Origin of the sequence: Microbacterium sp. NPDC090003 (assembly GCF_044748385.1) — a bacterium.
Classification (GTDB): Bacteria; Actinomycetota; Actinomycetes; order Actinomycetales; family Microbacteriaceae; genus Microbacterium.
This window is the reverse complement of the sequence record NZ_JBIVFW010000001.1, coordinates 221,024-247,141: the sequence shown is the minus strand read 5'-3', so window position 1 is coordinate 247,141 and position 26,118 is coordinate 221,024. Positions and strand designations below refer to the sequence as shown.

Below are 26,118 nucleotides of genomic sequence, written 5' to 3'. Positions count from 1 at the left end.
TCACCCTACGACCCTACCTGTCGCAGTGCGCCCAGTAGGGTTGTGACGTGGCTGTACTTCCGATTCGCATCATGGGCGACCCCGTTCTGCACTCCCCCGCTTCTCCCGTCGACGAGATCACCGATGAGATCCGTAGGCTCGTCGCCGACATGTTCGAGACGATGGACATCGCCCCGGGTGTCGGCCTGGCCGCACCGCAGGTCGGCGTCGGTCTGCGCATCTACACGTACTCGTACGTCGACGACGACGATCAGCCCTGGCGCGGCGTCATCATCAACCCCGAACTGTGGATCACCCCGCTCGAGCCCGGTGCCCCCGACCCCGACCTCGAGTCCGAGGGCTGCCTGTCGTTCCCGGGCGAGCGCTTCCCCCTGCGCCGGTCCGAGCACGTCCGGGTCACGGGAATCGACCTCGACGGCGCCCCGGTCTCGATCGCGGTCGATGGATGGCGCGCACGCATCATGCAGCACGAGTTCGACCACCTCGACGGCATCCTCTACGTGGACCGCCTGTCGGACGGCGACTGGAAGACCGCGCAGAAGATCGCCCGAAAGCGCGGCTGGGGCCGGCCCGGGGCGAGCTGGATGCCCGGCGTCGACGACCTGGAAGGCTGAGCACGCAGATGATCCGGCGCACACGCCGCGGCCTCGCCGCGCTCGCACTCACCGCGACTGTATCGATCGCGCTGCTCGGTTGCAGCACCGCCGACGACGGACCCGACCGGGATGCCGGCACCGGACAGGTGACCGAGGAGGCGACTATCGACATCGTCGCTCTCGAGGTCGGCGACTGCATCATGGACGCCCCCAGCGGGTTGCGCGAAGACATCGACGTGGTGCCCTGCACGGCGTCCCACGACCAAGAGGTCTTCCACGAGATCATCATGCCGGACGGCGACTTCTCGGAGACCGACATCGATGCGGCGAGCATGGAGTGCATCGGCGATCCCTACACGGCTTTCGTCGGTATCGAGAAGGCCGAGTCGGTGTTCGAGGTGTTCCCCCTCGTCCCGAGCGAGACCTCGTGGGACGAGCACGACGACCGGACCATCCAGTGCGTCGTCTTCGACCCCGCAGGACCCGTGACCGGCACGCTCGCGGGAGCCTCCCGCTAGCTCCTCGCCGTCATCGCGGTCGGAGGTCGATCCGCCGCAGCAGCTGCGCATTGAGCGCCACGACCACGGTCGACAGCGACATCAGCACGGCACCGACCGACATCGGCAGCACGAAACCGATCGGCGCCAGGACTCCTGCGGCCAGAGGCACGGAGAGCAGGTTGTATCCGGCCGCCCACCACAGGTTCTGCGACATCTTGCGATAGGTCGCACGCGACAGCTCGATGACGGAGACGACGGAACGGGGATCGGAGCGCGCCAGGATCACTCCGGCCGAGGCGATCGCCACGTCGGTACCCGCGCCGATCGCGATGCCCACGTCGGCCTGCGCCAGTGCGGGGGCGTCGTTGACGCCGTCCCCCACCATCGCGACGGTCCGTCCCTCCCGCTGCAGCTCCGCGACCTTCGACGACTTGTCCTCCGGACGCACCCCCGCGAACACCCGTCGGATGCCGAGGTCCGCGGCCACGGCATCCGCGACCGCTTGCGCATCGCCGGTGATCATGACGACCTCCACGCCGCGTCGACGCAGGTCGTCGATCGCCGCGCGGGATTCGGCGCGCACCTCATCGGCCAGCGCGAACGCGCCGATCACCGTGCCGTCCACCACCGCGTGCAGGATGATCGCGCCCGACGCCCGCCACGTCTCGGCGACGGGCAGCTCGTCCGCTCCGATCTCGTCGAGCAGCTTCGGGCCGCCCACGCGCACGTCGGCGCCGTCCACGACCGCACGGACCCCGACCGCCGGCGACGACGAGAAGCCGTTCGCCGGCGGGATGTCGATTGCGCGTTCCTCGGCCGCACGGACGATCGCTCGGGCCAGGGGGTGTTCGCTGTCGCCCTCCGCCGATGCCGCCAAGGCGAGCACGCGATTCGGATCGATGCCGTCTGCTGCCGCGATATCGGTGACGACCGGCTCACCCCGCGTCAGCGTTCCGGTCTTGTCGAACAGCACCGTATCGACGGTGCGCATGCGCTCGAGCGCCAACCGATCCTTCACCAGGATGCCGGCGCGAGCGGCCCGTTCGGTCGCGATCGAGACCACGAGCGGGATCGCCAGACCCAGGGCGTGCGGGCAGGCGATCACGAGGACCGTGATCGAGCGCACGACGGCGGCATCGACGTCGCCGACGGCCGACCACACCACGGCGGTCACCGCCGCGGAGATCAGGGCGAACCAGAAGAGCAGCGCCGCCGCCCGATCGGCGAGCCGCTGAGCGTGCGAGGTCGAGTTCTGCGCATCCTCGACGAGGCGACGGATGCCGGCCAGCGCCGTGTCGTCACCGACCGCCGTGATCTCCACACGGAGGCCCGAGTCGGTCGCCACCGTACCCGCCGTGACGATATCGCCGGGTGCGCGGGTCACGGCACGCGACTCTCCCGTGATCATCGACTCGTCCATCGCCGCGCTGCCGTCGACGATCCGCCCGTCGGCGGGGATCCGCGCGCCGGGGCGCACGACGACGAGATCGCCCACGCGGAGTTCGTCCGGCGACACGCGCACGGAGCGATCTCCCTCGATGCGTTCGGCCTCATCGGGCAGAAGCGCGGCGAGTGAGTCGAGTGCCGAGGTCGTCTGCGCGAGCGAGCGCATCTCGATCCAGTGGCCGAGCAGCATGATGACGATGAGGAGGGCGAGCTCCCACCAGAATTCCAGCTCGCGATGCAGCACTCCGAGCGTCGCTCCCCACGATGCGAAGAACGCGACCGTGATCGCGAGGGCGATCAGCAGCATCATGCCGGGGCGTCGAGCGCGCAGTTCGCCGACGGCACCCTGGAGGAACGGTCTACCGCCCCAGACGTACATCACCGAGCCGATGACCGGAGCGACGATGCGCACGCCGCCCTCGGGGATGTCGTAGCCGATGATCATCGCGAACATCGGCGAGAGCAGGACGACGGGAACAGCGAGCACCAGGTTGATCCAGAAGAGTCGCCGGAACTGGCCCACATGATCACCGTGACCGGCATGTCCCGTGTGCCCGGAGTGCGCATCGGTGGCCGCGCGTCCCACGGGGGCCGATGCGTCGTGCTCGTGGTGCGCCGACATGTGCGTCTCGCTCATCGATCCGTCCTCTCACTCTCGCGCGATGCTGCGGAATCCGCGCAGGCGCAGGCTGTTGCCGACCACGAACACGCTCGACAACGCCATCGCGGCGCCGGCCAGCATCGGGTTCAGCAGTCCGAGGGCGGCGACCGGGATCGCCGCCACGTTGTACGCGAAGGCCCAGAAGAGGTTCGTCTTGATCGTGCGCAGCGTGCGGCGCGATAGGCGGATCGCGTCGACGGCGCTGCGCAGATCCCCGCGGACGAGCGTGATGTCGGATGCCTCGATCGCGGCATCCGTTCCCGTCCCCATCGCGATGCCGAGGTCGGCGCGCGCGAGCGCGGGCGCATCGTTGACCCCGTCGCCGACCATCGCGACCGTTCGCCCCTCGGCCTGCAGCCGTGCGATGATCTCGGCCTTCTGCGCGGGGAGAACCTCGGCGATGACCTCGTCGATGCCGACCTCTCGGGCGACATGACGCGCGACGGCCGTGTCATCGCCCGTCAACAGCACCGGGGTGAGCCCGAGCGCCTTCATCTGCACGACCGCTTCAGCACTCGTCGGCCGGACGGCATCCGCCACGACGAGCGCTCCGCGGACCGTTCCGTCCCAGCCGACCGTCACGACCGTGCGCCCCGCCTCCTCGTGGAAACCCGGGGAGGTGAGAAGGGAGCGGTCGCGCGTGCTCGTCGCTTCGGCGAACAGCGCCGTGCGTCCGACGAGCACCCGATGCCCGTCCACGACGCCTTCCACGCCGATACCCGGATGGTTGACGAAGCCGTCGACCACCGGAAGCGTTCCCGCCTCCGCCGCCGCCTGCGCGATCGCCCGGCCGATCGGATGCTCGGATGCGCCCTCGAGAGCACCGGCGAGGCGGAGCAGCTCCGCGCGGTCCGTTCCCGGCTCGACGATCGCGCCCACGAGGCTCATCGCACCCCTGGTGATCGTGCCCGTCTTGTCGAGCACGACCGTGTCGACGGCGCGCGTGGATTCGAGCACCTCGGGACCCTTGATGAGGACACCCAGCTGGGCTCCGCGGCCGGTGCCCACCAGCAGTGCGGTGGGGGTCGCGAGGCCCAGGGCGCAGGGGCATGCGATGACCAGGACGGCGACAGCGGCAGTGAACGCCATCGTGGTAGACCCACCGACGGCGAACCAGGCGACGAGGGTGCCGAGTGCGATCACCAGAACGATCGGCACGAAGACACCCGAGATCCGATCGGCCAGGCGCTGCACCTCGGCCTTCCCGGTCTGCGCCTCCTCCACCAGTCGCGCCATCTGCGCGAGCTGGGTGTCGACCCCGATCCGCGTCGCCCGCACGACGAGGCGACCGCTGGCGTTCACGGTCGCACCGGTGACCGAGTCTCCCGCAGCGACCTCGACGGGCACCGATTCGCCCGTCATCATCGAGGCGTCGACGGCGGACGTGCCTGAGACGACGACACCGTCGGTCGCAATCTTCTCGCCGGGGCGCACCACGAACTCGTCGCCGATCCGTAGGCCCTCTGCCGGGATGCGCCGCTCGACGCCGTCCCGGAGGACGGCGACGTCCTTCGCACCGAGCTCCAGCAGAGCGCGAAGCGCCGCCCCCGCTCGTCGCTTCGATCGCTTCTCGAAGTACCGACCGGCGAGGATGAACACCGTCACACCCGCCGCGACCTCGAGGTAGATCGCATCGGCACCGTCGGACGGCGTGAGCACGAACTCGAACGTGTGGGTCATTCCCGGCATGCCCGCCGTGCCGAAGAACAGCGCGTACAGCGACCAGAGGAACGCCGCGATCGTGCCCATCGACACGAGCGTGTCCATGGTCGCCGCACCGTGACGGAGGTTCACCCAGGCCGCTCGGTGGAACGGCCACCCGCCCCACACCACGACGGGAGCCGCGAGCGTCAACGATGCCCACTGCCAGGAAGGGAACTGCAGCGCCGGGATCATCGCCATCGCGATGACGGGGACGGTCAGAACGACCGAGACCCACAGTCGGGTGCGCAGGCCGTCGAGCTCCGGGTCGCCCGCGGCATCGGGGTCGGCATCCTGTGTGCGGACAGGCAGCGCCGCTGTGTACCCGGCCTTCTCGATCTCGGCGATCAGGACGGCCGGGTCGTAGCCCTCCGGCGCCTCGACGGACGCCTTCTCGGTCGCGTAGTTGACCGTCGCGGTCACCCCATCGAGCCGGTTCAGCTTCTTCTCGATCCGCGTCGCGCACGACGCGCACGTCATCCCGCCGATCTCGAGGTCGACGCCGATCGCCCCGGCGGTCATCAGACGCGGACGGCCGAGTACCCGGCCTCGGACACGGCCGAGAGGATCCGAGCGTCGTCGACGTCCGCAGCGGTGATGCGCAGCATCCCGCTCTGCGCACTGACATCGACGATCTCGACGCCGGCGATCTGCTCGACCTCCTCGCGGACCGACATCTCGCAGTGGCCGCAGGTCATCCCGGTCACCCGGTAATCGATGGTGGTGTCGCTCATGGGAACTCCTTCGCCGTTGTCTAATACCCCCCAGGGGTATTACCTGCAACGCCACGATACTCCGGATATTCCCCCCGCGCACCCGGATCCGCCCGATCGATGGACGAGGGGGCGACGACGAGTCGTGGACGCGACGTCTCCGGGAAAGGGAAAAGCCCCTCCGAAGAGGGGCTTCTCATTGGCTCCCCGGCTTGGACTCGAACCAAGAACCTGCCGGTTAACAGCCGGCTGCTCTGCCAATTGAGCTACCGAGGAATGTGCTCCGCTGCGCGGGCAACTCGACAAGCTTAGCAAACTCCGAGCGATGCACGTGACACCGGAGGCGGTTATCGCGCTCTCGGGCGTGTCGCGCTCAACGTCGCGAATCCGCCTCCGCGTTCGGCACCCAGAGCAGGTCCTTTCCGACCCCCCGTGCGACCACGTGACCGGCGCGCAGCATGAGCGTCTCGGCGTTGAGCTCGCGGATGAAGTCGGCGTCGTTCGTGACGAGCAGAGCCGCCATCGACTGCTCCTTCCTCCGCCGCGTGATCGCGTCGAAGACCACCGGACGCACCTCGAGATCGAGGTTCGCGAGGATCTCGTCGGCGATGAGCACCCGCGGCTCGAGCACGAAGGAACGGGCGATCGCCACGCGCTGGCGCATTCCCGCGCTCAGCTCGTAGGGGAACTTCGCGGCCGTGCCGAGCGGCAGGTGCAGTTCGTCGAGCAGCGTGGCGACGCGGATCGAGAGCGCCTGGGTGTTCACACGCTTCTCGCGCATCAGGATGGGTTCGGCGATCACCTCGTTGACGGTGAGCCGGGGCGGAAGGTCGGCTCCGGCGCCCTGCGGCACGAAACCCGTGCGATAGGTGAGCACGCGATGCTTGCGACCGGGACGCCGCGCGTCGACGCCGCAGACCTCCGCGCGCCCGCCGACGACCTTCACCGAGGGATCGGTGGATCCGGCCAGCGCCGCCACGAGGCTCGACTTTCCCGATCCCGTGGGGCCGGCGATGCACAGGAGCGCACCCGGGGCGAGCGAAAAGGACACACCGTCGACCGCACGCGTCGGAGAGCCGTGCCCGATCCGGTCGATGACCAGATCGGAGCAGTCGATGGCGTGGGGGGAGGCGTGCCGGCGGGACATGCATTCCATCCTGCCCTCCCCCGGCGGCGGTGGGGCGTTACGACTCGACGAACCGCTGACGCTCGATGTCGATGTCGCGCAATCGCATGCGGAGCGCTCGACCTCCATCGGAGTCGGCGGGCACCCGCTGGACCGCGCCCAGAAGCTCTTGCTTCTCACTCTCGAGCTGCCGCATGATGAGGCGTCGCGCGAGATCGGTCGTGCTGGCCACGGCGCCTTCCTCGTTGCGCGCGGGGAACGGCATCATCAGCAGCTCCCCCGCGAGCGAACGGTACGGCTCGCGCACGCTGTTGACGGCATCCGTGGCCCACCCCGCCCGCGTACGGTCGGCAGCGGCGGCCACGGCCTCGCGCACGGCATCGAGGGCCGGAGTGCGCAGGGGGGCACCGAGCGCCCGCGAGAGAAGCGTCTGGTCGATCTGGTGACCGTACTGCAGCGCGCCCATCAGCGCATCGCGCTCCACCGCGACATCGGCCGAGCGCGGCAGGCTCGCAAGCGTCACCGGTGCCATTGCGGATGCCGCGCCCTCCCCCGCGCCCGACGTCACCGCCTCACGCCGCGACGGAGCCGCCTGCGACGCGCCGCGCGCCGAGCGCTCCACCTCGGTGTGCACCTCGGTCGGATCCATACCCAGACGGCGGGCGAGCACCCGCTCGTACCCCGGGCGCAGCAGACGATCACGGATCTCGGCCACGATCGGAGCGGCCGCACGCAGGGCGCCGACGCGCCCCTCCACGGTCGCCAGGTCGAAGCCGGCGAGTTTGCGATCGATCGCGAACTCGAACATCGGAACCTTGGCGTCCATCAGGCCGCGCACGGCGGCGTCTCCGCGCTGCAGTCGGAGATCGCAGGGATCGAGGCTGTCGGGCGCCACTGCCACGAAGGTCTGCGCGTTGAAGCGGTCGTCCTCGGTGAACGCGCGCAACGCCGCCTTCTGCCCCGCCTCGTCGCCGTCGAACGTGAACACCACTTCGCCCGAGGCATTGTCGTCGCCCATCACCCGGCGCAATACCTTGATGTGTTCGGCGCCGAAGGCCGTTCCGCAGGTCGCCACCGCCGTCGTCAGGCCGGCGAGATGGCACGCCATGACGTCGGTGTACCCCTCGACGACGACGACGCGCCGCGGATCGCCGCGGGAGATGTCGCGCTTGGCGAGATCGAGACCGTAGAGCACCTGCGCCTTCTTGTAGATCGGCGTCTCGGGGGTGTTGAGGTATTTCGGCCCCTGGTCGTCGTCGAAGAGCTTGCGCGCGCCGAACCCGATCGTCTGACCGGACACGTCGCGGATCGGCCAGACCAGACGCCCACGGAACCTGTCGTAGACGCCGCGCTGCCCGGTGGAGACCAGACCCGCGGTACTGAGCTCCTCGCGCGTGAAGCCCTGTGCCGTCAGCGCCTTGAGCATCCCGTCCCATCCGCGCGGCGCGAAGCCCACGCCGAAGTGCGCGGCAGCGCCCGCGTCGAACCCGCGCTCGCCCAGGAACCGCCGGCCCGCCTCGGCGTCGGCCGACAGCAACTGCGCGCGGAAGAACTCGGCCGCAGCGGTGTTCGCGGCGTAGAGCCGACTCCGACCGCTGGTCTCGGGGGCCGCGCCGCCGTCTTCGTAGTGGAGGGTGTAGCCGATGCGACCCGCGAGCCGCTCCACCGCTTCGGTGAAGCTCACGTGATCCATCTCGCGCAGGAAGGAGTACACGTCTCCGGACTCACCGCACCCGAAGCAGTGGTAGTACCCCACCTGCGGGCGTACGTGGAAGCTCGGGCTCTTCTCGTCGTGGAACGGGCAGAGCCCTTTGAGCGATCCCACACCGGCGGACTTCAGAGCGACGCGCTCCCCCACGATGTCGGCGATGTTCGTGCGCGACTTGACCTCGTCGACGTCGGCCTGGCGGATGCGGGGCATCAGCGGGCTCCTTCGACGACGGTCGACCTCTCGGCGTGCGCGCGCGCCCCGGGGCGTGCGTGACGGGGGGTCCAGATGCCGACCTCGGCGGGGTCGATCTCGCCCACGAGGCGGTTGTGCCAATCGATGGCGCTCTGGTCGGTCAGGCTCGCGATCTGGTCGACGATGACGCGGGCGCGCTGATCGTCGGTGTCGGCGTCACGGAAGTCCGCCGCGAACGCCGGCTCGAGCACATCGGCGCCCGACGACCACAGCGTGTCGGTCTGCCAGAGCGCGTCGGCGAGACGGGTGAGCACCCGACGCTGCTCTTTGTAGACGCCCTTGCGAGCCTCGATCGTCACGATGGCCTGGCCCATGATGCCCTTGAGCACGGCGATCTCGGCCTCCACGACACGCGGCACGACGACGTGCGCGTTGTAGCGCACCAGAGCCTTGCTGCCGTACGCCTCGCGTGTCGCCGACACGGCCGCGCGGGCGAAGCGCCCGATCAGGTCGCTCGTCAGGTTCTTCAGACGCGCGAGCGACTGGCGGCTGCGGTCGAACGACGAGAGCCACATCGACTGCGACGAGAGCCGGTAGAGCGCGTCTGCCAGCTCCTCGCGCGTGAAGTCGTATCCCACCCACTGCTGGATCCGCCCGAGCAGTGCGTCGTGCTGCGTCGGATCCGAGAGCTGGGCGACGTCGAGGTAGCCGTTGACGATCGCATCCTCGAAGTCGTGCACCGAGTACCCGATGTCGTCGGAGAGATCCATGATCTCGGCCTCGATGCAGCGCAGCCGCCCCGGCGCTCCCTCGCGCATCCAGCGGAAGACGGCTTCGTCCTCGGGGTACACACCGAACTTCAGTCGGCCGCCGGGATCGGGCACCGGGCTGTCGACCGTCCAGGGGTACTTGCACGTGGCATCGAGACTCGCACGCGTGAGGTTGAGTCCGACGGAGCGCTCGTCGTCGTCGAGCACCTTCGCCTCGAGGCGGGTGAGGATGCGCAGCGACTGCGCGTTGCCCTCGAAGCCGCCGATGTCGGCCGCCCATTCGTTGAGCGCACGCTCACCGTTGTGCCCGAAGGGCGGATGCCCGAGATCATGACTGAGGCAGGCAGTGTCGACGACGTCGGCCGAGACCCCCAGGGCGGTCGCGAGTTCGCGCCCCACCTGCGCCACCTCGAGAGAGTGGGTGAGCCGGTTACGGGCGAAGTCGGCCGTACTCGCGGGGCTCAGCACCTGGGTCTTGGCGGCGAGTCGACGCAGTGCCGCCGAGTGCAGCACCCGCGCCCGGTCACGGGCGAAATCGTCGCGCTCCGAACGATGCGTCTCGGCGAAGAAGCGCTCGGCATCGCGCGGGTCGTACCCGTCGCCTCGGGGTGCACGCGCCGGCGTGACGGCGTCACCCACCGCTGTTCTCGATCTCTGCTCCGCGCATCATCTCCGATGCCGATGCCGCGATCTCGCGCGATTCGAGCCACTTGTCCGGAAGCGCCGGGCGCTTGGGGCGGCCGGCGCGGCCGCGCTGCCCCTCGGCATCCGCGCCGGGATACGGCGCGGTGTGGTCGAGACGGCCGAGCAGGTCGTCGATCTCGGCCAGGCTCGACGCCGTCGCGAGTCCGGTGCGGATGTCGCCTCCCACCGGGTACCCCTTGAAGTACCAGGCCACGTGTTTGCGCACGTCGCGGCATCCGCGGTCCTCGTCCTCGAAGAACTCGACGAGCAGTTCGGCGTGCCGACGGAATGCATCGGCCACGAATCCGAGGGTCGCGTCGACGGGGTGGCTCTCGGCGCCGAAGGCGGCGGCCAGTTCGCCGAAGAGCCAGGGGCGCCCGAGGCACCCGCGCCCGACGACCACACCGTCGCAGTCGGTCTGCGCCATCATGCGCACGGCGTCGTCGGCCGACCAGATGTCGCCGTTGCCGAGCACCGGGATGCTGGTGACCGCGTGCTTGAGTTCGCCGATCGCGTTCCAATCGGCGTTGCCCGAGTAGAACTCGCTCGCGGTGCGGGCGTGCAGGGCGACTGCGGCGACCCCCGCGTCTTCTGCCGCGCGCCCGGCGTCGAGGAAGGTGAGATGTTCGGGATCGATCCCCTTGCGCATCTTCACCGTGAGCGGCACGTCTCCCGCGGCCTTCACGGCCTGCGTGACGATGTCGGCGAAGAGCGAGCTCTTCCAGGGCAGTGCTGCTCCCCCGCCCTTGCGCGTCACCTTGGGTACGGGGCATCCGAAGTTCAGGTCGATGTGATCGGCGTGGTCCTCGGCGACGATGATGCGCACGGCTTCGGAGATCGTCTTCGGATCGACGCCGTAGAGCTGGATCGACCGGGGCGTCTCGCTCTCGTGATGGCGGATCAGGCGCATCGTCGTCTCGTTGCGCTCGACGAGCGCGCGCGAGGTGATCATCTCGCTGACATAGAGGCCGGCACCGTACTCACGGCACAGGCGACGGAAGGCGGTGTTCGTGATCCCGGCCATGGGCGCGAGGACCACCGGCACGTCGAGGTCGATGGGACCGATGCGAAGCGTGCGCGCGGATGCGGTGGCGAGAGTCATGTCCTGACCATTCTCCCAGACGCGGAGCCCGTGGTGCCCCATCGACCTAAGCTGTGGGGTATGACCGATTCCGCGCTCCGTTCGATCCCCTTCACCGATGCGCAGGGCAACGAGAAGACCCTCGATGACCTCGGCGCCGATGTGCTGCTGGTGGTGAACGTCGCGTCGAAGTGCGGACTTACCCCGCAGTACGAGCAGCTCGAGGAGTTGCAGCGCCTGTACGGCGACCGCGGCTTCAGCGTGGTGGGCTTCCCGAGCAACCAGTTCCTGCAGGAGCCCGGCTCGGTGGAGCAGATCACGGAGTTCTGCTCGACCACCTACGGCGTCACCTTCCCGGTGAACGACAAGGTCAAGGTCAACGGGCGCAATGCGGCCGAGCTCTTCAAGGCTCTGAAGGAGACGCCCGACGCGAACGGCAAGGCCGGGCGTGTGGAGTGGAACTTCGAGAAGTTCCTGGTGTTGCCCGATGGCGAGGTCCTCCGGTTCCGGCCGAAGCAGAAGCCGGACGACCCCGCGATCGTGAGCGCCATCGAGGGCGCACTCACGCGCTAGACGGCGGCGGTTTCGGCCTCCGCGTCGTCCCCGGGTGCGGACTCGCCGCGCTGCGACCAGAGGTCGCGCAGCACGTTCTCGAACGCGGCCGGCGGCTGGGCACCGCTGATGCCGTACTGCCCGTCGATCACGAAGAACGGAACGCCCTGGATGCCGTAGGCACGCGCCTGCGCCTGGTCCTGGCGGACGGCGGGCAGGTACTGCTCGCTCTCGAGCGCCGCCCGTGCGGCATCCGCCTCGAGACCCACCTCGACGGCCAGCTCGACCAGGTCGTCGATGCGCCCCACGTGCTTGCCCTCGGTGAAGTACGCCGACATCAGGCGCTCCTCCAACTCGTGCTGGAGGCCCTGCGCCTTGGCGAAGTGCAGCAGCTCGTGCGCCTTGACGGTGTTGGTGTGCTGCAGCAGGTCGAAACGGTACTGGAGGCCCGCTTTCTCGGCGACGCCGGTGACGTTGGAGAGCATCTGCTCGACCTGGTCGCGCGGCATGCCCTTGTGGCCTGCGAGGAAGTCGATCTCGTCGCCGTCGAAGTCGACGGGGGTGTCGGGCGAGAGTTCGAACGAATGGAAGGTGACGTTCACCTGCGGGGCGTCTTCGTCACCGGCGACGGCTTCGAGCCCCTTCTCGAGATTGCGCTTACCGATGTAGCACCACGGGCAGGCGATGTCGGACCAGATGTCGATGGAGATGGGTTCGCTCACATCCTCATCCAACCCCATCGCCCGACCCCGTATTCCGGCGCCGCTAGGATCGACGGATGCTCTCCGCCGACGATCCGCTCCCTCGCGTGCCGCGGCGCGTGCTGGTCGCGGGGGTCACGGGCTCCGGAAAGACCACCCTCGCCGGGCGCGTCGCCCGACTCTGGGGGCTGCGCCACGTCGAGATCGACGCGCTCTTCCACGGTCCGGAGTGGACTCCGCGGCCGGAGTTCCTCGACGACGTCCGCGCCTTCGCGTCCGAGGATCGGTGGGTCACCGAATGGCAGTACACGAGCAAGGGCACCGACGACATCCTGACGCCCCGCGCTGATCTCGCCATCTGGCTGGACTACCCGTACCACGTGGTGAGGTCGCGTCTACTGCGCCGCACGATCGGCCGCAGCATCCTGCGCACGCGCCTCTGGAACGGCAACGTCGAGAAGCCGATCTGGAAGATGTTCCGCCGCTCACCCGAGGAGAACCTCCTCGCCTGGCAGACGGCGACGCTCGGCAAGTGGGCGGAGCGGATGCCGGTGGCCGCCGCGGAGTTCCCGCACCTCACGATCGTGCGCCTGCGGCATCCGCGCGAGGCGGAGCGGTGGCTGCGCGCTCAGGCCGAGGCGTCGGGCGTGTCGATGGCCCCGCCGAAGCGACGATCACGGGAGAGGTAGATGCCGATCGCCCGCCAGAGTTCCTCGCGTGAGAAATCCGGCCACAGCGTGTCGAGGAAGACCATCTCGGCGTATGCCGACTCCCAGAGCAGGAAGTTCGACGTGCGCTGCTCGCCCGAGCTGCGGAGGAAGAGGTCGACGTCCGGCATGTCCGGCACGTAGAGGTTGCGACGGATCATCTTCTCGGTGATCGCATTCGGCTTCACCCGGCCGGCCGCGACGTCCGCCGCGATCGAGCGCATCGCGTCGACGAGTTCCACGCGTCCGCCGTAGTTCACGCACATGGTGAGCGTGAGCACGTCGTTGTCCTTCGTGAGCTGCTCGGCATACTGCAGCTCCTTGATCACGCTGCCCCACAGCCGGGGCTTGCGCCCCGCCCAGCGCACGCGCACACCCCACTCGTTGAGCTGATCACGGCGCCGGTGCAGCACGTCGCGGTTGTACCCCATGAGGAAGCGCACCTCCTCGGGCGAGCGTGCCCAGTTCTCGGTCGAGAACGCGTAGACCGAGAGGTGCGTGACCCCCGCCTGGATGGCACCGGCGACGACGTCGAGCAGCACCTCCTCACCGGCCTTGTGACCCTCCACGCGGCTCAGCCCTCGGCGATTCGCCCAGCGCCCGTTGCCGTCCATGACGATCGCCACGTGCTGGGGGACCGCGCGGAACGCCGGCGGGTGCACGCCGGTCCAGTCGAGGGGACGGTATGCGACGGCGTCCTTGTGCGTGTAGGGCTTCGGGGTCACCGTGCTCCTCCGGGAATGTCGGATACGTGCGCGAGCGAGCGGATGCCGCGCTCGAGGTGCCATTGGGCGTAGGCGCTGATGAGGCCGGAAGCGCTCGCGGTATCGGCAGCGGATGCCGCATCCACGGCATCCCACTCCCCCGCCATCAGGGAGCGCAGCAGACCCAGCGCCTTCTCGCCGATGCGCGGGCTGCCCGCCGGCGCGCACGACGTGCACACCAGACCGCCCAGTTGCACGACGAACGTCGAGTGCGGGCCGGGAGTGCCGCATCTGGCGCACTCGCCGAACGAGGGCGCCCACCCCGACAGCGCCATGACGCGCAGAAGGTAGGAGTCGAGGATGCTGCGGGGGGCGTGCTCGCCACGCGACAGCGCCCGCAGACCGCCGACGAGCAGGAGGTACTGGTCGGGAGTCGCCTCGGCATCGCTCAACCGATCGGCGGTCTCGACCATCGCGTTGGCGGTGGTGAAGCGCTCGTAGTGAGCGACGATGTCGGCGCCGTAGGAGCCGAGCGACTCCGCCTGCTGCACGATGTCGAGCGATCGCCCCTGGTAGAGCTGCACGTCGGCGACCATGAACGGCTCGAGCCGCGAGCCGAACTTCGACGACGTGCGCCGCACGCCTTTCGCGACCGCGCGGATCTTGCCGTGCTGCCGCGAGAGCATCGTGACGATGCGATCCGCCTCCCCCAGCTTGTGGGTGCGCAGGATCACCGCTTCGTCTCGATAGGTGGGCATCCCTCGATTATCCTCCGTGCGGGACAATGGACGGGTGACCGAACCGCTCTTCATCATCCCGTTCTGGGCGGATCTGCTGGGCGTCGGGCTCGGCGGCGTCCAGGGAGCCCTCTTCGCCTCCGGTTTCCAGGGTCAGCGACGCCTCGACTGGCTCGGCGTCGCGATCATCGGGATCATGATCGGGATGGGCGGCGGTCTCATCCGCGACATCCTGCTCGGGCAGACCCCCGCGACGCTGCAGAACCAGTGGTATCTCGTGACGGCGACGGGCGCCGCGCTCTTCGGGATGCTGCTCGCCGGGCTCTTCACGCGTCTGAACAAAGTGATCGTCGGGCTCGACGCGATCGTGATCGGCATGTTCGGCGCCTTCGGCACGAGCAAGGCCCTCGCCCTCGGCATCCCCGAGGTTCCCGCCGTCTTCATCGGCGTCTGCGCAGCGGTCGGCGGCAGCGTGCTGCGCGACATGCTCATGGGCCTGCCGACCGCGATCATGCACGTCGGCTCGCTGTACGCCGTGGCCGCAGGCGGAGGATGCGCGTTCATCGTCATCGCGCACGCCCTCGGCATGTCGATCCCCCTCGCGGCGGTCATCGGCATCGCCGTCACCGCGGTGATCCGCGTGCTCGCGGTGAGCTTCGACGTCTCGCTGCCCGAGCAGCGGCGCCTCTACCGCCGCAAGGTCGCCGCCGAGACCGGGGCGATCCCGATCGTCAAGCCCTGAGGCGACGCAGCGGCTGAACGAGAATGGGCTCCTGAGCCTGTCGAAGGGCCTTTTCGACGCTTCGACAGGCTCAGCGGCCCCGTGCGGGTGAGCGACCCAGTGGTGGTCAGCGACCGACTCTGCTCAGCGAACGAGCTGCCGATCAGACGGCGGCGAGCTCAGCCTGCCGAGCGCGGATCGAGCGGTTCACACCCGAGACGATCGCCTTGAGCGACGCGGTCGAGATGTCGCCGTCGATGCCGACGCCCCACAGCCGCTGATCGCCGATCTGCAGTTCGACGTAGGCCGCGGCCTGCGCGTCGCCGCCGGCGCTGAGAGCGTGCTCGACGTAGTCGTAGAGCGTGATGTCGAAGCCCTGCGCCCGCAGCACCTCGATGAAGGCGGCGATCGGTCCGTTGCCGTTCCCCGCGACGGCCACCTGGCGGTCGTCGTCGCGGAGGGTGACGTCGAGCACCACGTCACCCGACATGTCGCTCCTGGTCTGCGTCGAGAGGAGCTCGAATCGGCCCCACTTGGCCTCGGCATCGTTCGCCGGGAGGTACTCGTCGTTGAAGATCGACCAGATCTGATCGCTCGTGACCTCGCCGCCCTCGGCATCCGTCTTCGTCTGGACGACGCCCGAAAACTCGATCTGCAGCTTGCGCGGCAGGTCGATCGCGTGGTCGGCCTTCAGCAGGTATGCGACGCCGCCCTTGCCGGACTGCGAGTTGACGCGGATCACGGCCTCGTAGGAGCGGCCGAGATCCTTCGGATCGATCGGCAGGTAGGGCACGGCCCATTCGATGTCGTCGACCGTGACGCCCTCGGCGTCGGCCCGCACGGCCATCGCCTCGAAACCCTTCTTGATCGCGTCCTGGTGCGACCCGCTGAACGCGGTGAAGACCAGGTCCCCGGCCCAGGGGCTGCGCTCGGGCACCGGCAGCTGGTTGCAGTACTCGACCGTGCGCTTGACCTGATCGATGTCGCTGAAATCGATCTGCGGGTCGATGCCCTGCGTGAACAGGTTGATGCCGAGCGCAACGATGTCGACGTTCCCCGTGCGCTCCCCGTTGCCGAACAGGCATCCCTCGATACGATCGGCGCCGGCCATGTAGCCGAGCTCAGCCGCGGCGATGGCGGTTCCGCGGTCGTTGTGCGGGTGAAGCGAGAGGATCACGTTCTCGCGGTGGTTCAGGTTCCGGCTCATCCACTCGATCGAATCGGCGTAGACGTTCGGCGACGCCATCTCGACCGTGGCAGGCAGGTTGATGATGACCTTGCGGTCGGGGGTCGGCTCGAAGACCTCGATCACCTGATTGCAGATGTCGGCGGCGAACTCGAGTTCGGTGCCGGTGTAGCTCTCGGGCGAGTACTCGTAGTAGACCGTCGTCTCGGGGATGCGCTTCTCGAACTCACGGCAGAGTCGCGCACCCTCGAGGGCGATGTCGATGATGCCCTGCTTGTCGGTGCGGAAGACGACCTCGCGCTGGAGCACGCTCGTCGAGTTGTAGAGGTGGACGATGGCCTGCTTGGCACCGGCGATCGACTCGTAGGTGCGCTCGATCAGGTGCTCGCGCGCCTGGGTCAGCACCTGGATCGTGACGTCATCGGGGATCAGATCCTCTTCGATCAGCTGGCGCACGAAATCGAAGTCGGTCTGGCTGGCCGACGGGAATCCGACCTCGATCTCCTTGTACCCCATGTTCACCAGGAGCTCGAACATCACGCGCTTGCGCTCGGGCGACATCGGGTCGATGAGGGCCTGGTTGCCGTCACGGAGATCGACGGCGCACCAGCGCGGTGCGGTCGTGATGCGGGCATCGGGCCAGGTGCGGTCCGGGAGGTCGACGGTGATCTGCTCGTGGAACGGCCGATACTTGTGGATCGGCATCCCGGAGGGACGCTGCGTGTTCTGCATGATGGGCTTCTTCTCTTCGTCAGAATGTACGGGCCAACACAAGCGCCGCGACGAGGAAGGCCCTAGCTCTCAGGACTCGTCGCGGCAGCTAAGAAGAAGCAGACCGCCGAAAGGCATGTGGTCATGCTAGCAGGATGCCCCGTCGGCTGTGCACGTGAGACGAACGCCGCCTCCGCGACACTGGTGGGTATGAGCACACCTCTGCGTCACCGTCGCTTCTGGTCCGCTGCCGTCGCGACGGCGCTGGCGTCGACCCTGGTTGCATGCGCGACGGGTCCCGGCGCCGGCGAGACACCGACGAGCAGCGCCGAGCCACAGATGCACGACTTCTCGGGCATCGTCACCGAGCCACCGAAGGGGCGCGTGCTCGGCACGGGCACGGTGCTCGACGTCGACGGCGACGTCCAGCTGTGTCTGGGCGCGGTCGCCGAGTCGTATCCTCCGCAGTGCACCGGCGTGCCGGTCGTCGGATGGAGCTGGGAGGGCGTCGACGGAAGCGAGACCAGCGGAGGAACGATCTGGGGTTCCTACGCCGTCACCGGACTGTACGACGGCGAGAGCATCTCGCTGACCGATCCGCCTGCGCTACTGGCGCTGCACGACCCGGTGCGGCCCGACGATCCGACCGGAGGCGTCGAGGGAGATGCGACCGCCGCCGAGCTGACGGAGATCCAGGACGATCTGAGCGCGCGGCTCGGGACCGAAGCACTGGCCCTCTGGACCGAACGCGGCTACCTCTGGGTGCAGGTCGTCTGGGACGACGGGCAGCTCCAGCGGGCGGTCGACGCGGAGTACGGCGACGGCACGGTCATCGTCCTGCCCGCGCTCACCGAATACGACGCTTCTTAGCTCAGAGCACGCAGCGAACCGTCTTCGCCGTGCCGCCGACGTTCACCCATCCACCCGCGTTGGCCGTCGCGAGCACGCCGCCCGCACTGTTGCGCGCCTGGGCGAAGCCGGAGCTCCGGGCATTGGCGAGCGATCGGGGCACGAAACCGCTCGGCACCGTGAGCGTTCCGCACGTTCCCCAGGACACGCTCGTGCCTGACAGCGAGCCGGCACTGAAGGCGCAGATCCGTCCGGTCGCGCAGTTTCCCACGGCTGCTCGGGCGGAGAACCCGGCCGTGACCGACGGGACCGTGACCTCCATGTCGAGCGCCGGCCAGACCGCGCGATTCGCGTCGATCAGCACACCGCCGGGAATCTCGTCGAGCATCTGCGCGATCTGAGGATCGACATCGTCTCCGCCGGTCGCAGCGGAAGCCGCAGCAGGGGCGGCGACCACGAACAGACCCGCGACGATCAGGGCCGAGAGCACGGCGCGGGGAGATCTCATCACAGAATCCCTTCGATGTCCCAGACCTGGTAGGAGATGATGGCACCCGCGGCGAACGCCTCGTTGTCGCGGAGGTTCGTGCGTTCGACGCCGACGATGCGCCCGGTGTCTGCGGAGAGCAGGACGACATCGCTCGAGGTGCCGTCCGGTGACGGCACACGCAGCGCGGTCACGGGTCGCTCCAGTCGATCGGTCGAGGTACCCAGCGCCTCGACCCCCGGCACCTGCTCCAGGATGCCGAGCATCTCGGACTCCTGGGCGTTCGTGAGCGTCCACTGACCCTTGGCCGAACTGATGGCGGCGACGACGTCGAAGCCGGTCGGATCGCTCGGCAGCCAGTAGGCCTCGAGCACTGCCCGCATGTTCTCCGGCGTCGCCGCGGGCATGTCGACGACGGGCGCGGCGAACTCCCCGGGTGCCATGTCGAGCTCCCACGCGACCTCGCCGCTGCTCGAGATCTCGGAGCCGACGTTCGCGGCGGCATCCGCGGGATCGTAGGGCACGCCCTCGATCGCGACCGTTCGGCCGGACAGATCCGGATTCCAGGTCGTCGTCACGAGCTGGGGCACGACCTCGGTCTCACGGGTGCCCATGTCGACGGCGAACGACCACGATGCGGTCCGGACGACGCGTTCGGCCTCGGCGGGTCCGGCACTCGTCGCGAGTGCGGCCTGCGCGTCGTCGAGGATCTGAGGGGCCGTCCCGCCGGCATCGAACTCGAGCGGGAGGGGCGTGCCGGCGACGGCTGCGTTCTGCGGAACCATGACGGCGACCGCGACGACGGCGGATGCCGCGGCGACGGTGAGACCCGACGCCCATCCGGCGACGACCGCGCGGCGCTGGCGCGGGGCTCGCGAATCACGCAGGATCCGATCCCGCATCGCGATGGCTCGCCGGTCGGGCGGGGACTCCCGCGGTGTGCGCGCCGGGTCGGCGTCGGTGAGCACGCGCTCGAGCAGAGCACTGTCAGTCATCGACGATCACCCCCTCCGATCTCAGCGCTTCGCGCACGTGTGCCTGCGCGCGGAGCAGCGTCTTGCGCACACGGGCCACGGAGATCCGCGCGATTTCGGCGATCTCCCCCACCGACAACCCGTCCCAGTACGTGAGCACGATGATACGCCTCTCGCGGGCCGGGAGTACAGAGAGAGCACGCAGGACGGCCGCCTGCTCGGTCGCATCCCCCTCGTCCCGCGCACCACGTATCCCCTCGTGCACCGCCGCCGCCGCACTCGACCGGGTGCTCGCGCCGTGCGATCGCGCCCGCAGCGCACGATCGGCGGCGCGCAGGAGCCACACGCGCCCCATCGGCTTTCGTGGATTCAGCCGCGCCCAGGCCGTCACGAACACCTCCGAGACGATCTGGGTCACCTCGGCGTCATCGACGACGACGCCTTCGATGTGGTGACGCACCGCCGCCCAGTGGGCGTCGAAGACCGTGGAGAAGACTTCGTCCCGCAGCGATTTCGGGTCGTCGCCGCCGGCTATCATGCGCTCGGCGGCGGCGGTCCCGCGTACGCCGCCCGGGTCCCTCGGGAAGTCATGTCAGAACCCGAGCCGGCCCAGCTGCTTCGGGTCGCGCTGCCACTCCTTCGCGACCTTCACGTGGAGGGCGAGGAACACTCGGGTGCCGAGGAGTTCCTCGACCTGTGCGCGTGCGCGCGCACCGACGTCGCGGAGGCGCTTGCCCTTGTGACCGATGATGATCGCCTTCTGGCTGTCACGCTCGACGATGATCGATGCGTGCACGTCGGTGAGGTCACTGCCCTCGCGCGGGGCCACCTCGTCGACCACCACGGCGATCGAGTGGGGCAGTTCGTCGCGCACGCCCTCGAGCGCGGCCTCGCGGATGTACTCCGCGATCCGGTCGTCCTGCGACTCGTCGGTCGTGATGCCCTCGGGGTACAGCGCCGGGCCCGTGGGCATGAGGGCGAGGATCTGATCCGAGAGCACGTCGAGCTGATCGCGCGTGAGCGCAGAGAGGGGAACCACGGCGGCCCAGTCCTCGCGCAGCGCATCGACCTCGAGAAGCCGCTCGGTGATCTCGTCGCGTCCCGCGGCATCCGTCTTCGTCACGATCGCGACCTTCTTCGCCCGCGGATACCCGTCGAGCGAGGCGGCGATCCGCCGATCGCCCGGGCCGATCCTCTCGGTGGCCGGAACGCAGAAGCCGATCACGTCGACGTCGCCGAGCACCTGCTCGACGAGATCGTTCAGACGTTCGCCGAGGAGCGTCCGCGGCTTGTGGATTCCCGGGGTGTCGACGATCACGAGCTGGCCGTCGGGACGGTTGAGGATGCCACGGATCGCACGCCGGGTCGTCTGCGGCTTCTCGCTGGTGATCGCGATCTTCTCGCCGACCAGGGCGTTCGTGAGAGTCGACTTCCCGACGTTCGGCCGGCCGACGAAGGTCACGAACCCGCTTCGGTTCTGCTCAGTCATCGTGTCGTTCTCCTTCATCGTCCGCAGCATCCTCGCCACGCGCTGCTCTCTCCACGAACACCGTGGCGATCCCTCTACCGCGTCCCCGGGACGCTCCGCCCGTCAGGACCAGCCCATCGACGACGGCCGTCGCGCCGGGCTGCGGGACCTGCCCGAGCGCCTTGCCGAGGAGACCGCCGATCGAGTCGACGTCGTCGTCTTCCAGCTCGAGCCCGAACAGGTCGCCGACGTCTTCGAGCGAGAGGCGGGAGCTCACGCGGTAGCGCCCGTCGCCCAGGTCGAAGAATTCGGCGGATACCCGATCGTACTCGTCCGAGATCTCACCGACGAGCTCCTCGATGAGGTCTTCGAGCGTCACGAGTCCCGAGATCCCGCCGTGCTCGTCGATCACCAGACACACGTGCACCGCATCGCGCTTCATCTGCTGCAGGAGCGTCTCGGCGCGCATCGACTCGGGCACGAACGTCGCGGGGCGCGAGATCGGGCGGATGGACGCTCCGCGCCAGGCGCCCTCGTCGCGATAGGCGAACTGCACGAGATCCTTGAGGTAGAGCACACCCACCACGTCGTCCGCCTCGTCGTCGACCACGGGCATGCGCGACACCCCCCGGTTGAGGAAAAGTTCCATCGCCTCGCTGGTCGACGCCGTGGCATCGACCGTGACCATCTCGGTGCGCGGCACCATGACCGCTCGCACGAACTGGTCGGTGAAATCGAAGACGGAGTGGATGAGGTCGCGGTCGTCGGCCTCGATGAGGTCGTTCGACGCGGCCTCGTCGACCATGCTGAGCAACTGCTCCTCGGACGAGAAGGAGCTGCGTCCGGTGCCCGGCGTCACGCGGTTGCCGAGGAGTACGAGCCCCTGCGCGATCGGTCCCAGGATGATGCGCAGGCCGCGGACGATCGGGGCATTCGTACGCAGCAGTCCGTCGGCACGGTGGCGCCCGACCGTGCGCGGGCTCGCACCGACCAGCACGAAGGTGATACCGGTCATGAGCACCGCGGCGGCGAGCATCGCCCACCAGATGTTGTCGAACAGCGAGGTGAACGCGACCGTGACGAGCACGGCCGCCGTCACCTCGGCGAGCACGCGGATGAAGGCGACGGAGTTGACGTGCGCGTCGGGATCGGCGGCGATCCGGGCGAGCTGAGCGGCGTTGCGCCCCTCGGCGCCCATCTCCTCGAGGTCTGCGCGCGACCGCACGCCGAAAGCGGCGTCGATCGCCGACATCAGGCCGCCGAAGGCGACGAGGAGGACGGCGGCGGCGAGGAGGGAGATGGCGACGAGCGTCATCGCCGACGCTCGGCCGCGGCGAAGCTCTGGATGAGCTCTTTCTGCAGGCCGAACATCTCACGCTCCTCGTCGGGCTCGGCATGGTCGAAGCCGAGCAGATGGAGCAGACCGTGCGTGGTGAGCAGGATGAGCTCGTCCATCAGGGTGTGGCCGGCGGCCTGGGCCTGCGCCTCGGCGACCTGCGGGCAGAGCACGATGTCTCCGAGCAGCCCGGGAGCGGTCGGGCGGTCCTCGGTGCCCGGGCGCAGCTCGTCCATCGGGAAGCTGAGCACATCGGTGGGGCCGGGCTCATCCATCCACTGCACGTGCAGCGCCTCCATGGCACCCTCGTCGACGAGGACGATCGCCACCTCGGCATCCGCACTCACGTGCAGCTGAGCGAGATTGTGGTCGGTCAACCGCTGCAGCACGGTCTCGTCGACGTCGATCGCCGACTCGTTGTTGATCTCGATCATGAGAGGCCTCGTTTCGGCATGCGGTCACGGGGACCGGGTCGTTGCGCGCCGCGGCGGTCGGCGCGGTTCGCGAACTCGGCGGCCTGCTCGCGCTCGAACCGCTGCGCCGTGCGCTTCTCGTCGTACTCGCTGTACGCGTCGACGATGCGGCCGACGAGCGAATGGCGCACCACGTCGTCGCTGGTCAGTCGGGAGAAGTGGATGTCATCGATGTCGCCGAGCACGCGCGTCACCGTGCGCAGGCCGGACGAGCCCTGCGGGAGGTCGACCTGGGTGATGTCGCCGGTGACGACCATCTTCGTGCCGAAGCCGAGTCGCGTCAGGAACATCTTCATCTGCTCGGGGGTGGTGTTCTGCGCCTCGTCGAGCACCACGAACGAGTCGTTGAGCGTGCGACCGCGCATGTAGGCGAGCGGCGCGACCTCGATCGTTCCCGTCGCCATGAGGCGCGGCACGATCTCGGGGTCCATCATCTCGTTGAGCGCGTCGTAGAGCGGTCGCAGATAGGGGTCGATCTTGTCGGTCAGGGTGCCGGGCAGGAAGCCCAGGCGCTCGCCCGCCTCGACGGCGGGACGGGTGAGGATGATCCGGGTGACCTCCTTGCGCTGCAGCGCCTGCACCGCTTTGGCCATCGCCAGGTAGGTCTTGCCCGTTCCGGCGGGACCGATGCCGAAGACGATCGTGTTCTCCTCGATCGCGTCGACGTACTCCTTCTGTCCGAGGGTTTTCGGGCGGATGACCTTGCCACGTGTCGACAGGATCGCCTCTCCGAGAACCTCGCTCGGACGCGGGCCGCCGTCGCGCAGCATCCGGGCGGAGCTGCTGACGTCGCTGGGCGCGAGGTCGGTGCCGCCCCGGGTCATCTGGAGCAGCTCCTCGACGAGCGTCTTGGCCGCGGCGACCGCCGATGCCGCACCGCTCAGCGTGATCTCGTTGCCCCGCACGAGTACCTGCACATCGCGGTGCTCCTTCTCGAGCATCCGCAGCAGTCGGTCCTGCGGACCGAGCAGTTGCACCATCGCGACACCGTCGGCGTAGATCTTCTCCACGGACTCCGGAGCAGGTGCTCCGCTGCGGCGCTCCGGGATCTCAGGGCTCTGGTCGTGGTTTTCAGGCACCGACACTCTTCTCGGTCAGTCCCCCACCCAGCACGTGGGCGTGGACGTGGAACACGGTCTGTCCGGCATTCGGGCCGGAGTTGAAGACGAGGCGGTAGTCGCCGTCGTCGGTGTGCTGCGCGGCGAGCTCCTTCGCGAAGGAGACCATCTCGGCGAGCAGCGTGGGATCGCCCGACGCGACCTCGGCGACGTCGCGGTACTCCGCGGTCTTCGGGATCACCAGGAGGTGGACCGGCGCCTGGGGGGCGATGTCACGGATGGCGAACACGCGTTCGGTCTCACCGAGGACCTCTGCGGGGATCTCACCGTTCAGGATGCGCGTGAAGATCGAGGGTTCGCTCATGTTTCCAGTCTAGCGGCGGGGTCCGACGGCGCGGCGGTGCGCTCACCAGCGCCGGAGGGCGACGGAGAGCACCGCGATCGCCGCGGGGCCGGCCGTCGAGGTGCGCAGGACCGTGTCTCCCAGCAGCACCCGCTCGGCGCCCGCCGCGGTCAGCCGGGCGATCTCGTCGTCCGAGACGCCGCCTTCGGGACCGACGACCAGCACGATGTCGCGGTCGTCCGCGGTGATCTCCGACAGCCGCGTCGTCGCCGACGGGTCGAGGATCAGCACGCGCTCCGCGCTCGCTCGTGCCGCCAGCTCCCCCGTGCTCGCCGGGGCCGCGACCTCGGGGACCCACGGACGATGAGCCTGTTTGGCTGCCTCGCGCACGATGCTCGCCCAGCGCTCCCGCCCCTTGACGGCCTTGGGGCCCTCCCACCGGGAGACGCTCCGGCTCGCCTGCCAGGGCACGATCTCGTCGACACCCAGCTCGCAGGCCGCCTGCACCGCGAGTTCGTCGCGGTCACCCTTCGCGAGTGCCTGTGCGAGGACGATGCGCGGGGTCGGCGACGGGTGCACGGACCGGTCGGCGATCCGCACGTCCACTCGCGCAGGGGCGACCTCCTCGGCGACACCGTGGAGCCAGACGCCCCGACCGTCGCCGATCGTGACCTGCTCCCCCACGCGGAGCCGACGGACGACCGCCGCATGCTTCGCCTCGGCGCCGGTCAGCGATACGAGGTCGCCGGTTCCGGCATCCGACGACGTTTCGACGAGGAAGTGCAGCGCCATGGCTCAGTGCGTGCGGAAGCGGTCGCGGAGCTTGGAGAAGAGACCCTGCTGGAACTGCGCCAGCTGCGGCCCCGGAGCCTTCGCCTTCTTCGCGAAGTCCTCGATGAGCGCCCGCTGCGCGGAGTCGAGCTTGGTCGGAGTCACCACCTGCACGCCGACGCGCAGGTCGCCCCGCTGCGAACCACGCAGCGGCGTGATGCCGCGTCCCTTGATCGTGAGCACGTCTCCGGACTGCACGCCGGCGCGCACCTCGAGATCGACGGCGCCGTCGAGACCCTGAATCGAGGTCTCCGTACCGAGGATCGCATCGGTCATCGACACCTCGAGCGTCGCGAGCAGGTCGTCCCCGTCACGGCTGAACGCCGCGTGCGGGTTGACCGTGACCTCGACGTACAGGTCGCCGTTCGGGCCGCCGGCCTTGCCGACCTCTCCGGATCCGGGCAGCTGCAGACGCAGACCGGTCTCGACACCGGCGGGGATGTCGAGCGAGACGGTACGACGCGAACGCACGCGCCCCTGACCGCCGCACGTTCCGCACGGGTACGGGATGGTCGTGCCGTAGCCTTCGCACGTGCCGCAGGGCTGCGAGGTGACGACGTTGCCGAGCAGGCTGCGCACCGTGCGCTGGACGTGTCCCGAACCGCCGCAGATGTCGCAGGTGACGGGCGACGTGCCCTCCTGGCAGCAGGAGCCCTGACACGTCTCGCAGAGCACCGCCGTATCGACCTCGATGTCGCGATGCGCGCCGAAGACGACGTCGCCGAGATCGAGCGTGACCCGCACGAGCGCATCCTGACCCCGCTCACGGCGGGAACGAGGGCGCGCACGCCCTCCGCCCTGTCCCGCGCCGAAGAACGTCTCGAAGATGTCGCCGAATCCGCCGAACCCTCCGCCGAAGTTCCCGGCGGCGCCGTCTCCGCCGCCCATGTCGTAGCGGCGGCGGGAATCGTCGTCGCTGAGCACGTCGTACGCGTGCGTGACCAGCTTGAACTTCTCCGCCGCGTCCTCACCCGGATTCACGTCCGGGTGCAGCTGACGCGCGAGACGACGGTACGCCTTCTTGATCTCGTCGGTGGAAGCGTCCCGGGACACCCCGAGAACCTCATAGTGGTCCGCCACGATCGCCTTTCTGGGTTGT

Annotated in this window: 27 protein-coding genes and 1 tRNA gene; 6 read left to right on the top strand and 22 right to left on the bottom strand. The window is 69.0% G+C overall.

Translation table 11 applies throughout. The annotated features are described in order from the left end of the window. Positions 1–47: 47 nt before the first annotated feature. Together def and ACIPVN_RS01180 are read left to right on the top strand one after the other, a co-directional pair. Positions 48–614: a peptide deformylase gene (gene def, locus ACIPVN_RS01185; protein WP_400438372.1), complete on the top strand. Its 567-nt coding sequence runs from the start codon at positions 48–50 to the stop codon at positions 612–614. 8 nt (positions 615–622) lie between these two features. Then, positions 623–1,114 (top strand): hypothetical protein, encoded by a 492-nt coding sequence (locus tag ACIPVN_RS01180; RefSeq protein ID WP_400438370.1) that lies wholly within the window; start codon positions 623–625, stop codon positions 1,112–1,114. Between the two features lie 10 nt (positions 1,115–1,124). Here the strand turns inward: ACIPVN_RS01180 and ACIPVN_RS01175 are convergent, their stop codons facing one another. The 8 genes from ACIPVN_RS01175 to dusB all read right to left on the bottom strand — a co-directional run bounded on the left by ACIPVN_RS01175 (position 1,125) and on the right by dusB (position 11,202). Next, the gene (locus ACIPVN_RS01175; RefSeq protein WP_400438368.1) at positions 1,125–3,179 is read right to left on the bottom strand and encodes a heavy metal translocating P-type ATPase; all 2,055 of its coding nucleotides are present in this window, start codon (positions 3,177–3,179) and stop codon (positions 1,125–1,127) included. Between the two features lie 12 nt (positions 3,180–3,191). Beyond that, positions 3,192–5,426 (bottom strand): heavy metal translocating P-type ATPase, encoded by a 2,235-nt coding sequence (locus tag ACIPVN_RS01170; protein WP_400438366.1) that lies wholly within the window; start codon positions 5,424–5,426, stop codon positions 3,192–3,194. Then, positions 5,426–5,638 carry a heavy-metal-associated domain-containing protein gene (locus ACIPVN_RS01165; RefSeq protein WP_400438364.1) on the bottom strand — a complete coding sequence of 71 codons (213 nt, stop codon included), beginning with the start codon at positions 5,636–5,638 and terminating at the stop codon, positions 5,426–5,428. The genes ACIPVN_RS01170 and ACIPVN_RS01165 overlap by 1 nt, the downstream gene beginning before the upstream one ends. A gap of 179 nt (positions 5,639–5,817) precedes the next feature. Beyond that, positions 5,818–5,893, bottom strand: a tRNA-Asn gene (locus ACIPVN_RS01160). A 97-nt stretch (positions 5,894–5,990) separates the two neighbouring features. Continuing rightward, the gene (locus tag ACIPVN_RS01155) at positions 5,991–6,764 is read right to left on the bottom strand and encodes an ATP-binding cassette domain-containing protein (RefSeq protein ID WP_400438362.1); all 774 of its coding nucleotides are present in this window, start codon (positions 6,762–6,764) and stop codon (positions 5,991–5,993) included. A 37-nt stretch (positions 6,765–6,801) separates the two neighbouring features. Further along, positions 6,802–8,664, bottom strand: a complete 1,863-nt coding sequence (dnaG, locus tag ACIPVN_RS01150) for a DNA primase (RefSeq protein WP_400438360.1) — start codon at positions 8,662–8,664, stop codon at positions 6,802–6,804. After that, positions 8,664–10,055 carry a deoxyguanosinetriphosphate triphosphohydrolase gene (locus ACIPVN_RS01145; RefSeq protein ID WP_400438358.1) on the bottom strand — a complete coding sequence of 464 codons (1,392 nt, stop codon included), beginning with the start codon at positions 10,053–10,055 and terminating at the stop codon, positions 8,664–8,666. The genes dnaG and ACIPVN_RS01145 overlap by 1 nt, the downstream gene beginning before the upstream one ends. Further along, positions 10,048–11,202 carry a tRNA dihydrouridine synthase DusB gene (dusB, locus tag ACIPVN_RS01140; RefSeq protein ID WP_400438356.1) on the bottom strand — a complete coding sequence of 385 codons (1,155 nt, stop codon included), beginning with the start codon at positions 11,200–11,202 and terminating at the stop codon, positions 10,048–10,050. Before dusB ends, ACIPVN_RS01145 begins: the two co-directional genes overlap by 8 nt. A gap of 60 nt (positions 11,203–11,262) precedes the next feature. On the opposite strand from dusB, the gene ACIPVN_RS01135 reads away from it, so the two are divergent. Beyond that, on the top strand, positions 11,263–11,754 hold the full coding sequence (locus ACIPVN_RS01135; protein WP_247622239.1) for a glutathione peroxidase: 492 nt from the start codon (positions 11,263–11,265) through the stop codon (positions 11,752–11,754). Here the strand turns inward: ACIPVN_RS01135 and ACIPVN_RS01130 are convergent. Then, positions 11,751–12,455, bottom strand: a complete 705-nt coding sequence (locus tag ACIPVN_RS01130; RefSeq protein WP_400438354.1) for a DsbA family protein — start codon at positions 12,453–12,455, stop codon at positions 11,751–11,753. The genes ACIPVN_RS01135 and ACIPVN_RS01130 overlap by 4 nt on opposite strands. 56 nt (positions 12,456–12,511) lie before the next feature. Here ACIPVN_RS01130 and ACIPVN_RS01125 point away from each other — a divergent pair, with 56 nt between their 5' ends. Beyond that, on the top strand, positions 12,512–13,123 hold the full coding sequence (locus ACIPVN_RS01125) for an AAA family ATPase (protein ID WP_400438352.1): 612 nt from the start codon (positions 12,512–12,514) through the stop codon (positions 13,121–13,123). Here the strand turns inward: ACIPVN_RS01125 and ACIPVN_RS01120 are convergent. Both ACIPVN_RS01120 and recO read right to left on the bottom strand, forming a co-directional pair. After that, positions 13,063–13,866, bottom strand: a complete 804-nt coding sequence (locus ACIPVN_RS01120; protein ID WP_400438350.1) for an isoprenyl transferase — start codon at positions 13,864–13,866, stop codon at positions 13,063–13,065. The two genes, ACIPVN_RS01125 and ACIPVN_RS01120, sit on opposite strands and share 61 nt — an antisense overlap. Beyond that, positions 13,863–14,603, bottom strand: coding sequence for a DNA repair protein RecO (gene recO / locus ACIPVN_RS01115; protein WP_400438348.1), 741 nt, complete (start codon positions 14,601–14,603; stop codon positions 13,863–13,865). The genes ACIPVN_RS01120 and recO overlap by 4 nt, the downstream gene beginning before the upstream one ends. 34 nt (positions 14,604–14,637) lie before the next feature. Here recO and ACIPVN_RS01110 point away from each other — a divergent pair, with 34 nt between their 5' ends. Then, positions 14,638–15,324, top strand: coding sequence for a trimeric intracellular cation channel family protein (locus ACIPVN_RS01110; RefSeq protein ID WP_247622234.1), 687 nt, complete (start codon positions 14,638–14,640; stop codon positions 15,322–15,324). Between the two features lie 142 nt (positions 15,325–15,466). On the opposite strand, the gene leuA is transcribed toward ACIPVN_RS01110, so the two are convergent. Next, positions 15,467–17,221 carry a 2-isopropylmalate synthase gene (gene leuA, locus ACIPVN_RS01105; RefSeq protein WP_400438345.1) on the bottom strand — a complete coding sequence of 585 codons (1,755 nt, stop codon included), beginning with the start codon at positions 17,219–17,221 and terminating at the stop codon, positions 15,467–15,469. 189 nt (positions 17,222–17,410) lie between these two features. Between leuA and ACIPVN_RS01100 the strand changes: the two genes are divergently transcribed. Then, the gene (locus tag ACIPVN_RS01100) at positions 17,411–18,070 is read left to right on the top strand and encodes a hypothetical protein (RefSeq protein WP_400438343.1); all 660 of its coding nucleotides are present in this window, start codon (positions 17,411–17,413) and stop codon (positions 18,068–18,070) included. 1 nt (position 18,071) lies between these two features. On the opposite strand, the gene ACIPVN_RS01095 is transcribed toward ACIPVN_RS01100, so the two are convergent. The 10 genes from ACIPVN_RS01095 to dnaJ form a co-directional block, all read right to left on the bottom strand. Then, positions 18,072–18,557: a hypothetical protein gene (locus ACIPVN_RS01095; protein ID WP_400438341.1), complete on the bottom strand. Its 486-nt coding sequence runs from the start codon at positions 18,555–18,557 to the stop codon at positions 18,072–18,074. Then, a complete protein-coding gene (locus ACIPVN_RS01090; RefSeq protein WP_400438339.1) occupies positions 18,557–19,531 on the bottom strand; it encodes a hypothetical protein in 975 nt (324 codons plus the stop codon). Before ACIPVN_RS01090 ends, ACIPVN_RS01095 begins: the two co-directional genes overlap by 1 nt. After that, positions 19,524–20,048, bottom strand: a complete 525-nt coding sequence (locus tag ACIPVN_RS01085; protein ID WP_400438337.1) for a sigma-70 family RNA polymerase sigma factor — start codon at positions 20,046–20,048, stop codon at positions 19,524–19,526. The genes ACIPVN_RS01090 and ACIPVN_RS01085 overlap by 8 nt, the downstream gene beginning before the upstream one ends. Positions 20,049–20,102: 54 nt before the next feature. Further along, entirely contained in the window at positions 20,103–20,999 is an 897-nt protein-coding gene (era, locus tag ACIPVN_RS01080) for a GTPase Era (protein WP_400438336.1), read from the bottom strand. Next, a complete protein-coding gene (locus tag ACIPVN_RS01075; protein ID WP_400438334.1) occupies positions 20,992–22,293 on the bottom strand; it encodes a hemolysin family protein in 1,302 nt (433 codons plus the stop codon). The genes era and ACIPVN_RS01075 overlap by 8 nt, the downstream gene beginning before the upstream one ends. Further along, positions 22,290–22,748, bottom strand: coding sequence for an rRNA maturation RNase YbeY (gene ybeY / locus ACIPVN_RS01070; protein WP_400438332.1), 459 nt, complete (start codon positions 22,746–22,748; stop codon positions 22,290–22,292). Before ybeY ends, ACIPVN_RS01075 begins: the two co-directional genes overlap by 4 nt. Continuing rightward, the gene (locus ACIPVN_RS01065) at positions 22,745–23,767 is read right to left on the bottom strand and encodes a PhoH family protein (protein ID WP_400443271.1); all 1,023 of its coding nucleotides are present in this window, start codon (positions 23,765–23,767) and stop codon (positions 22,745–22,747) included. Before ACIPVN_RS01065 ends, ybeY begins: the two co-directional genes overlap by 4 nt. A gap of 91 nt (positions 23,768–23,858) precedes the next feature. Beyond that, positions 23,859–24,209, bottom strand: a complete 351-nt coding sequence (locus ACIPVN_RS01060; protein ID WP_400438330.1) for a histidine triad nucleotide-binding protein — start codon at positions 24,207–24,209, stop codon at positions 23,859–23,861. A gap of 42 nt (positions 24,210–24,251) precedes the next feature. Next, on the bottom strand, positions 24,252–24,980 hold the full coding sequence (locus ACIPVN_RS01055) for a 16S rRNA (uracil(1498)-N(3))-methyltransferase (protein WP_400438328.1): 729 nt from the start codon (positions 24,978–24,980) through the stop codon (positions 24,252–24,254). A 3-nt stretch (positions 24,981–24,983) separates the two neighbouring features. Then, the gene (dnaJ, locus tag ACIPVN_RS01050; RefSeq protein WP_247956328.1) at positions 24,984–26,099 is read right to left on the bottom strand and encodes a molecular chaperone DnaJ; all 1,116 of its coding nucleotides are present in this window, start codon (positions 26,097–26,099) and stop codon (positions 24,984–24,986) included. Positions 26,100–26,118: the final 19 nt, after the last annotated feature.

What these genes read in the sequence shown, in the direction of transcription:
- ACIPVN_RS01180 (WP_400438370.1), top strand. Translation starts at nt 623, where the DNA reads ATGATCCGGCGCACACGCCGCGGCCTCGCCGCGCTCGCACTCACCGCG.
- ACIPVN_RS01175 (WP_400438368.1), bottom strand. Translation starts at nt 3,179, where the DNA reads ATGAGCGAGACGCACATGTCGGCGCACCACGAGCACGACGCATCGGCC.
- ACIPVN_RS01170 (WP_400438366.1), bottom strand. Translation starts at nt 5,426, where the DNA reads ATGACCGCCGGGGCGATCGGCGTCGACCTCGAGATCGGCGGGATGACG.
- ACIPVN_RS01165 (WP_400438364.1), bottom strand. Translation starts at nt 5,638, where the DNA reads ATGAGCGACACCACCATCGATTACCGGGTGACCGGGATGACCTGCGGC.
- ACIPVN_RS01155 (WP_400438362.1), bottom strand. Translation starts at nt 6,764, where the DNA reads ATGTCCCGCCGGCACGCCTCCCCCCACGCCATCGACTGCTCCGATCTG.
- dnaG (WP_400438360.1), bottom strand. Translation starts at nt 8,664, where the DNA reads ATGCCCCGCATCCGCCAGGCCGACGTCGACGAGGTCAAGTCGCGCACG.
- dusB (WP_400438356.1), bottom strand. Translation starts at nt 11,202, where the DNA reads ATGACTCTCGCCACCGCATCCGCGCGCACGCTTCGCATCGGTCCCATC.
- ACIPVN_RS01135 (WP_247622239.1), top strand. Translation starts at nt 11,263, where the DNA reads ATGACCGATTCCGCGCTCCGTTCGATCCCCTTCACCGATGCGCAGGGC.
- ACIPVN_RS01125 (WP_400438352.1), top strand. Translation starts at nt 12,512, where the DNA reads ATGCTCTCCGCCGACGATCCGCTCCCTCGCGTGCCGCGGCGCGTGCTG.
- recO (WP_400438348.1), bottom strand. Translation starts at nt 14,603, where the DNA reads ATGCCCACCTATCGAGACGAAGCGGTGATCCTGCGCACCCACAAGCTG.
- leuA (WP_400438345.1), bottom strand. Translation starts at nt 17,221, where the DNA reads ATGCAGAACACGCAGCGTCCCTCCGGGATGCCGATCCACAAGTATCGG.
- ACIPVN_RS01100 (WP_400438343.1), top strand. Translation starts at nt 17,411, where the DNA reads ATGAGCACACCTCTGCGTCACCGTCGCTTCTGGTCCGCTGCCGTCGCG.
- ACIPVN_RS01095 (WP_400438341.1), bottom strand. Translation starts at nt 18,557, where the DNA reads ATGAGATCTCCCCGCGCCGTGCTCTCGGCCCTGATCGTCGCGGGTCTG.
- ACIPVN_RS01090 (WP_400438339.1), bottom strand. Translation starts at nt 19,531, where the DNA reads ATGACTGACAGTGCTCTGCTCGAGCGCGTGCTCACCGACGCCGACCCG.
- ACIPVN_RS01085 (WP_400438337.1), bottom strand. Translation starts at nt 20,048, where the DNA reads ATGATAGCCGGCGGCGACGACCCGAAATCGCTGCGGGACGAAGTCTTC.
- era (WP_400438336.1), bottom strand. Translation starts at nt 20,999, where the DNA reads ATGACTGAGCAGAACCGAAGCGGGTTCGTGACCTTCGTCGGCCGGCCG.
- ACIPVN_RS01075 (WP_400438334.1), bottom strand. Translation starts at nt 22,293, where the DNA reads ATGACGCTCGTCGCCATCTCCCTCCTCGCCGCCGCCGTCCTCCTCGTC.
- ybeY (WP_400438332.1), bottom strand. Translation starts at nt 22,748, where the DNA reads ATGATCGAGATCAACAACGAGTCGGCGATCGACGTCGACGAGACCGTG.
- ACIPVN_RS01065 (WP_400443271.1), bottom strand. Translation starts at nt 23,767, where the DNA reads ATGGTGCAACTGCTCGGTCCGCAGGACCGACTGCTGCGGATGCTCGAG.
- ACIPVN_RS01060 (WP_400438330.1), bottom strand. Translation starts at nt 24,209, where the DNA reads ATGAGCGAACCCTCGATCTTCACGCGCATCCTGAACGGTGAGATCCCC.
- ACIPVN_RS01055 (WP_400438328.1), bottom strand. Translation starts at nt 24,980, where the DNA reads ATGGCGCTGCACTTCCTCGTCGAAACGTCGTCGGATGCCGGAACCGGC.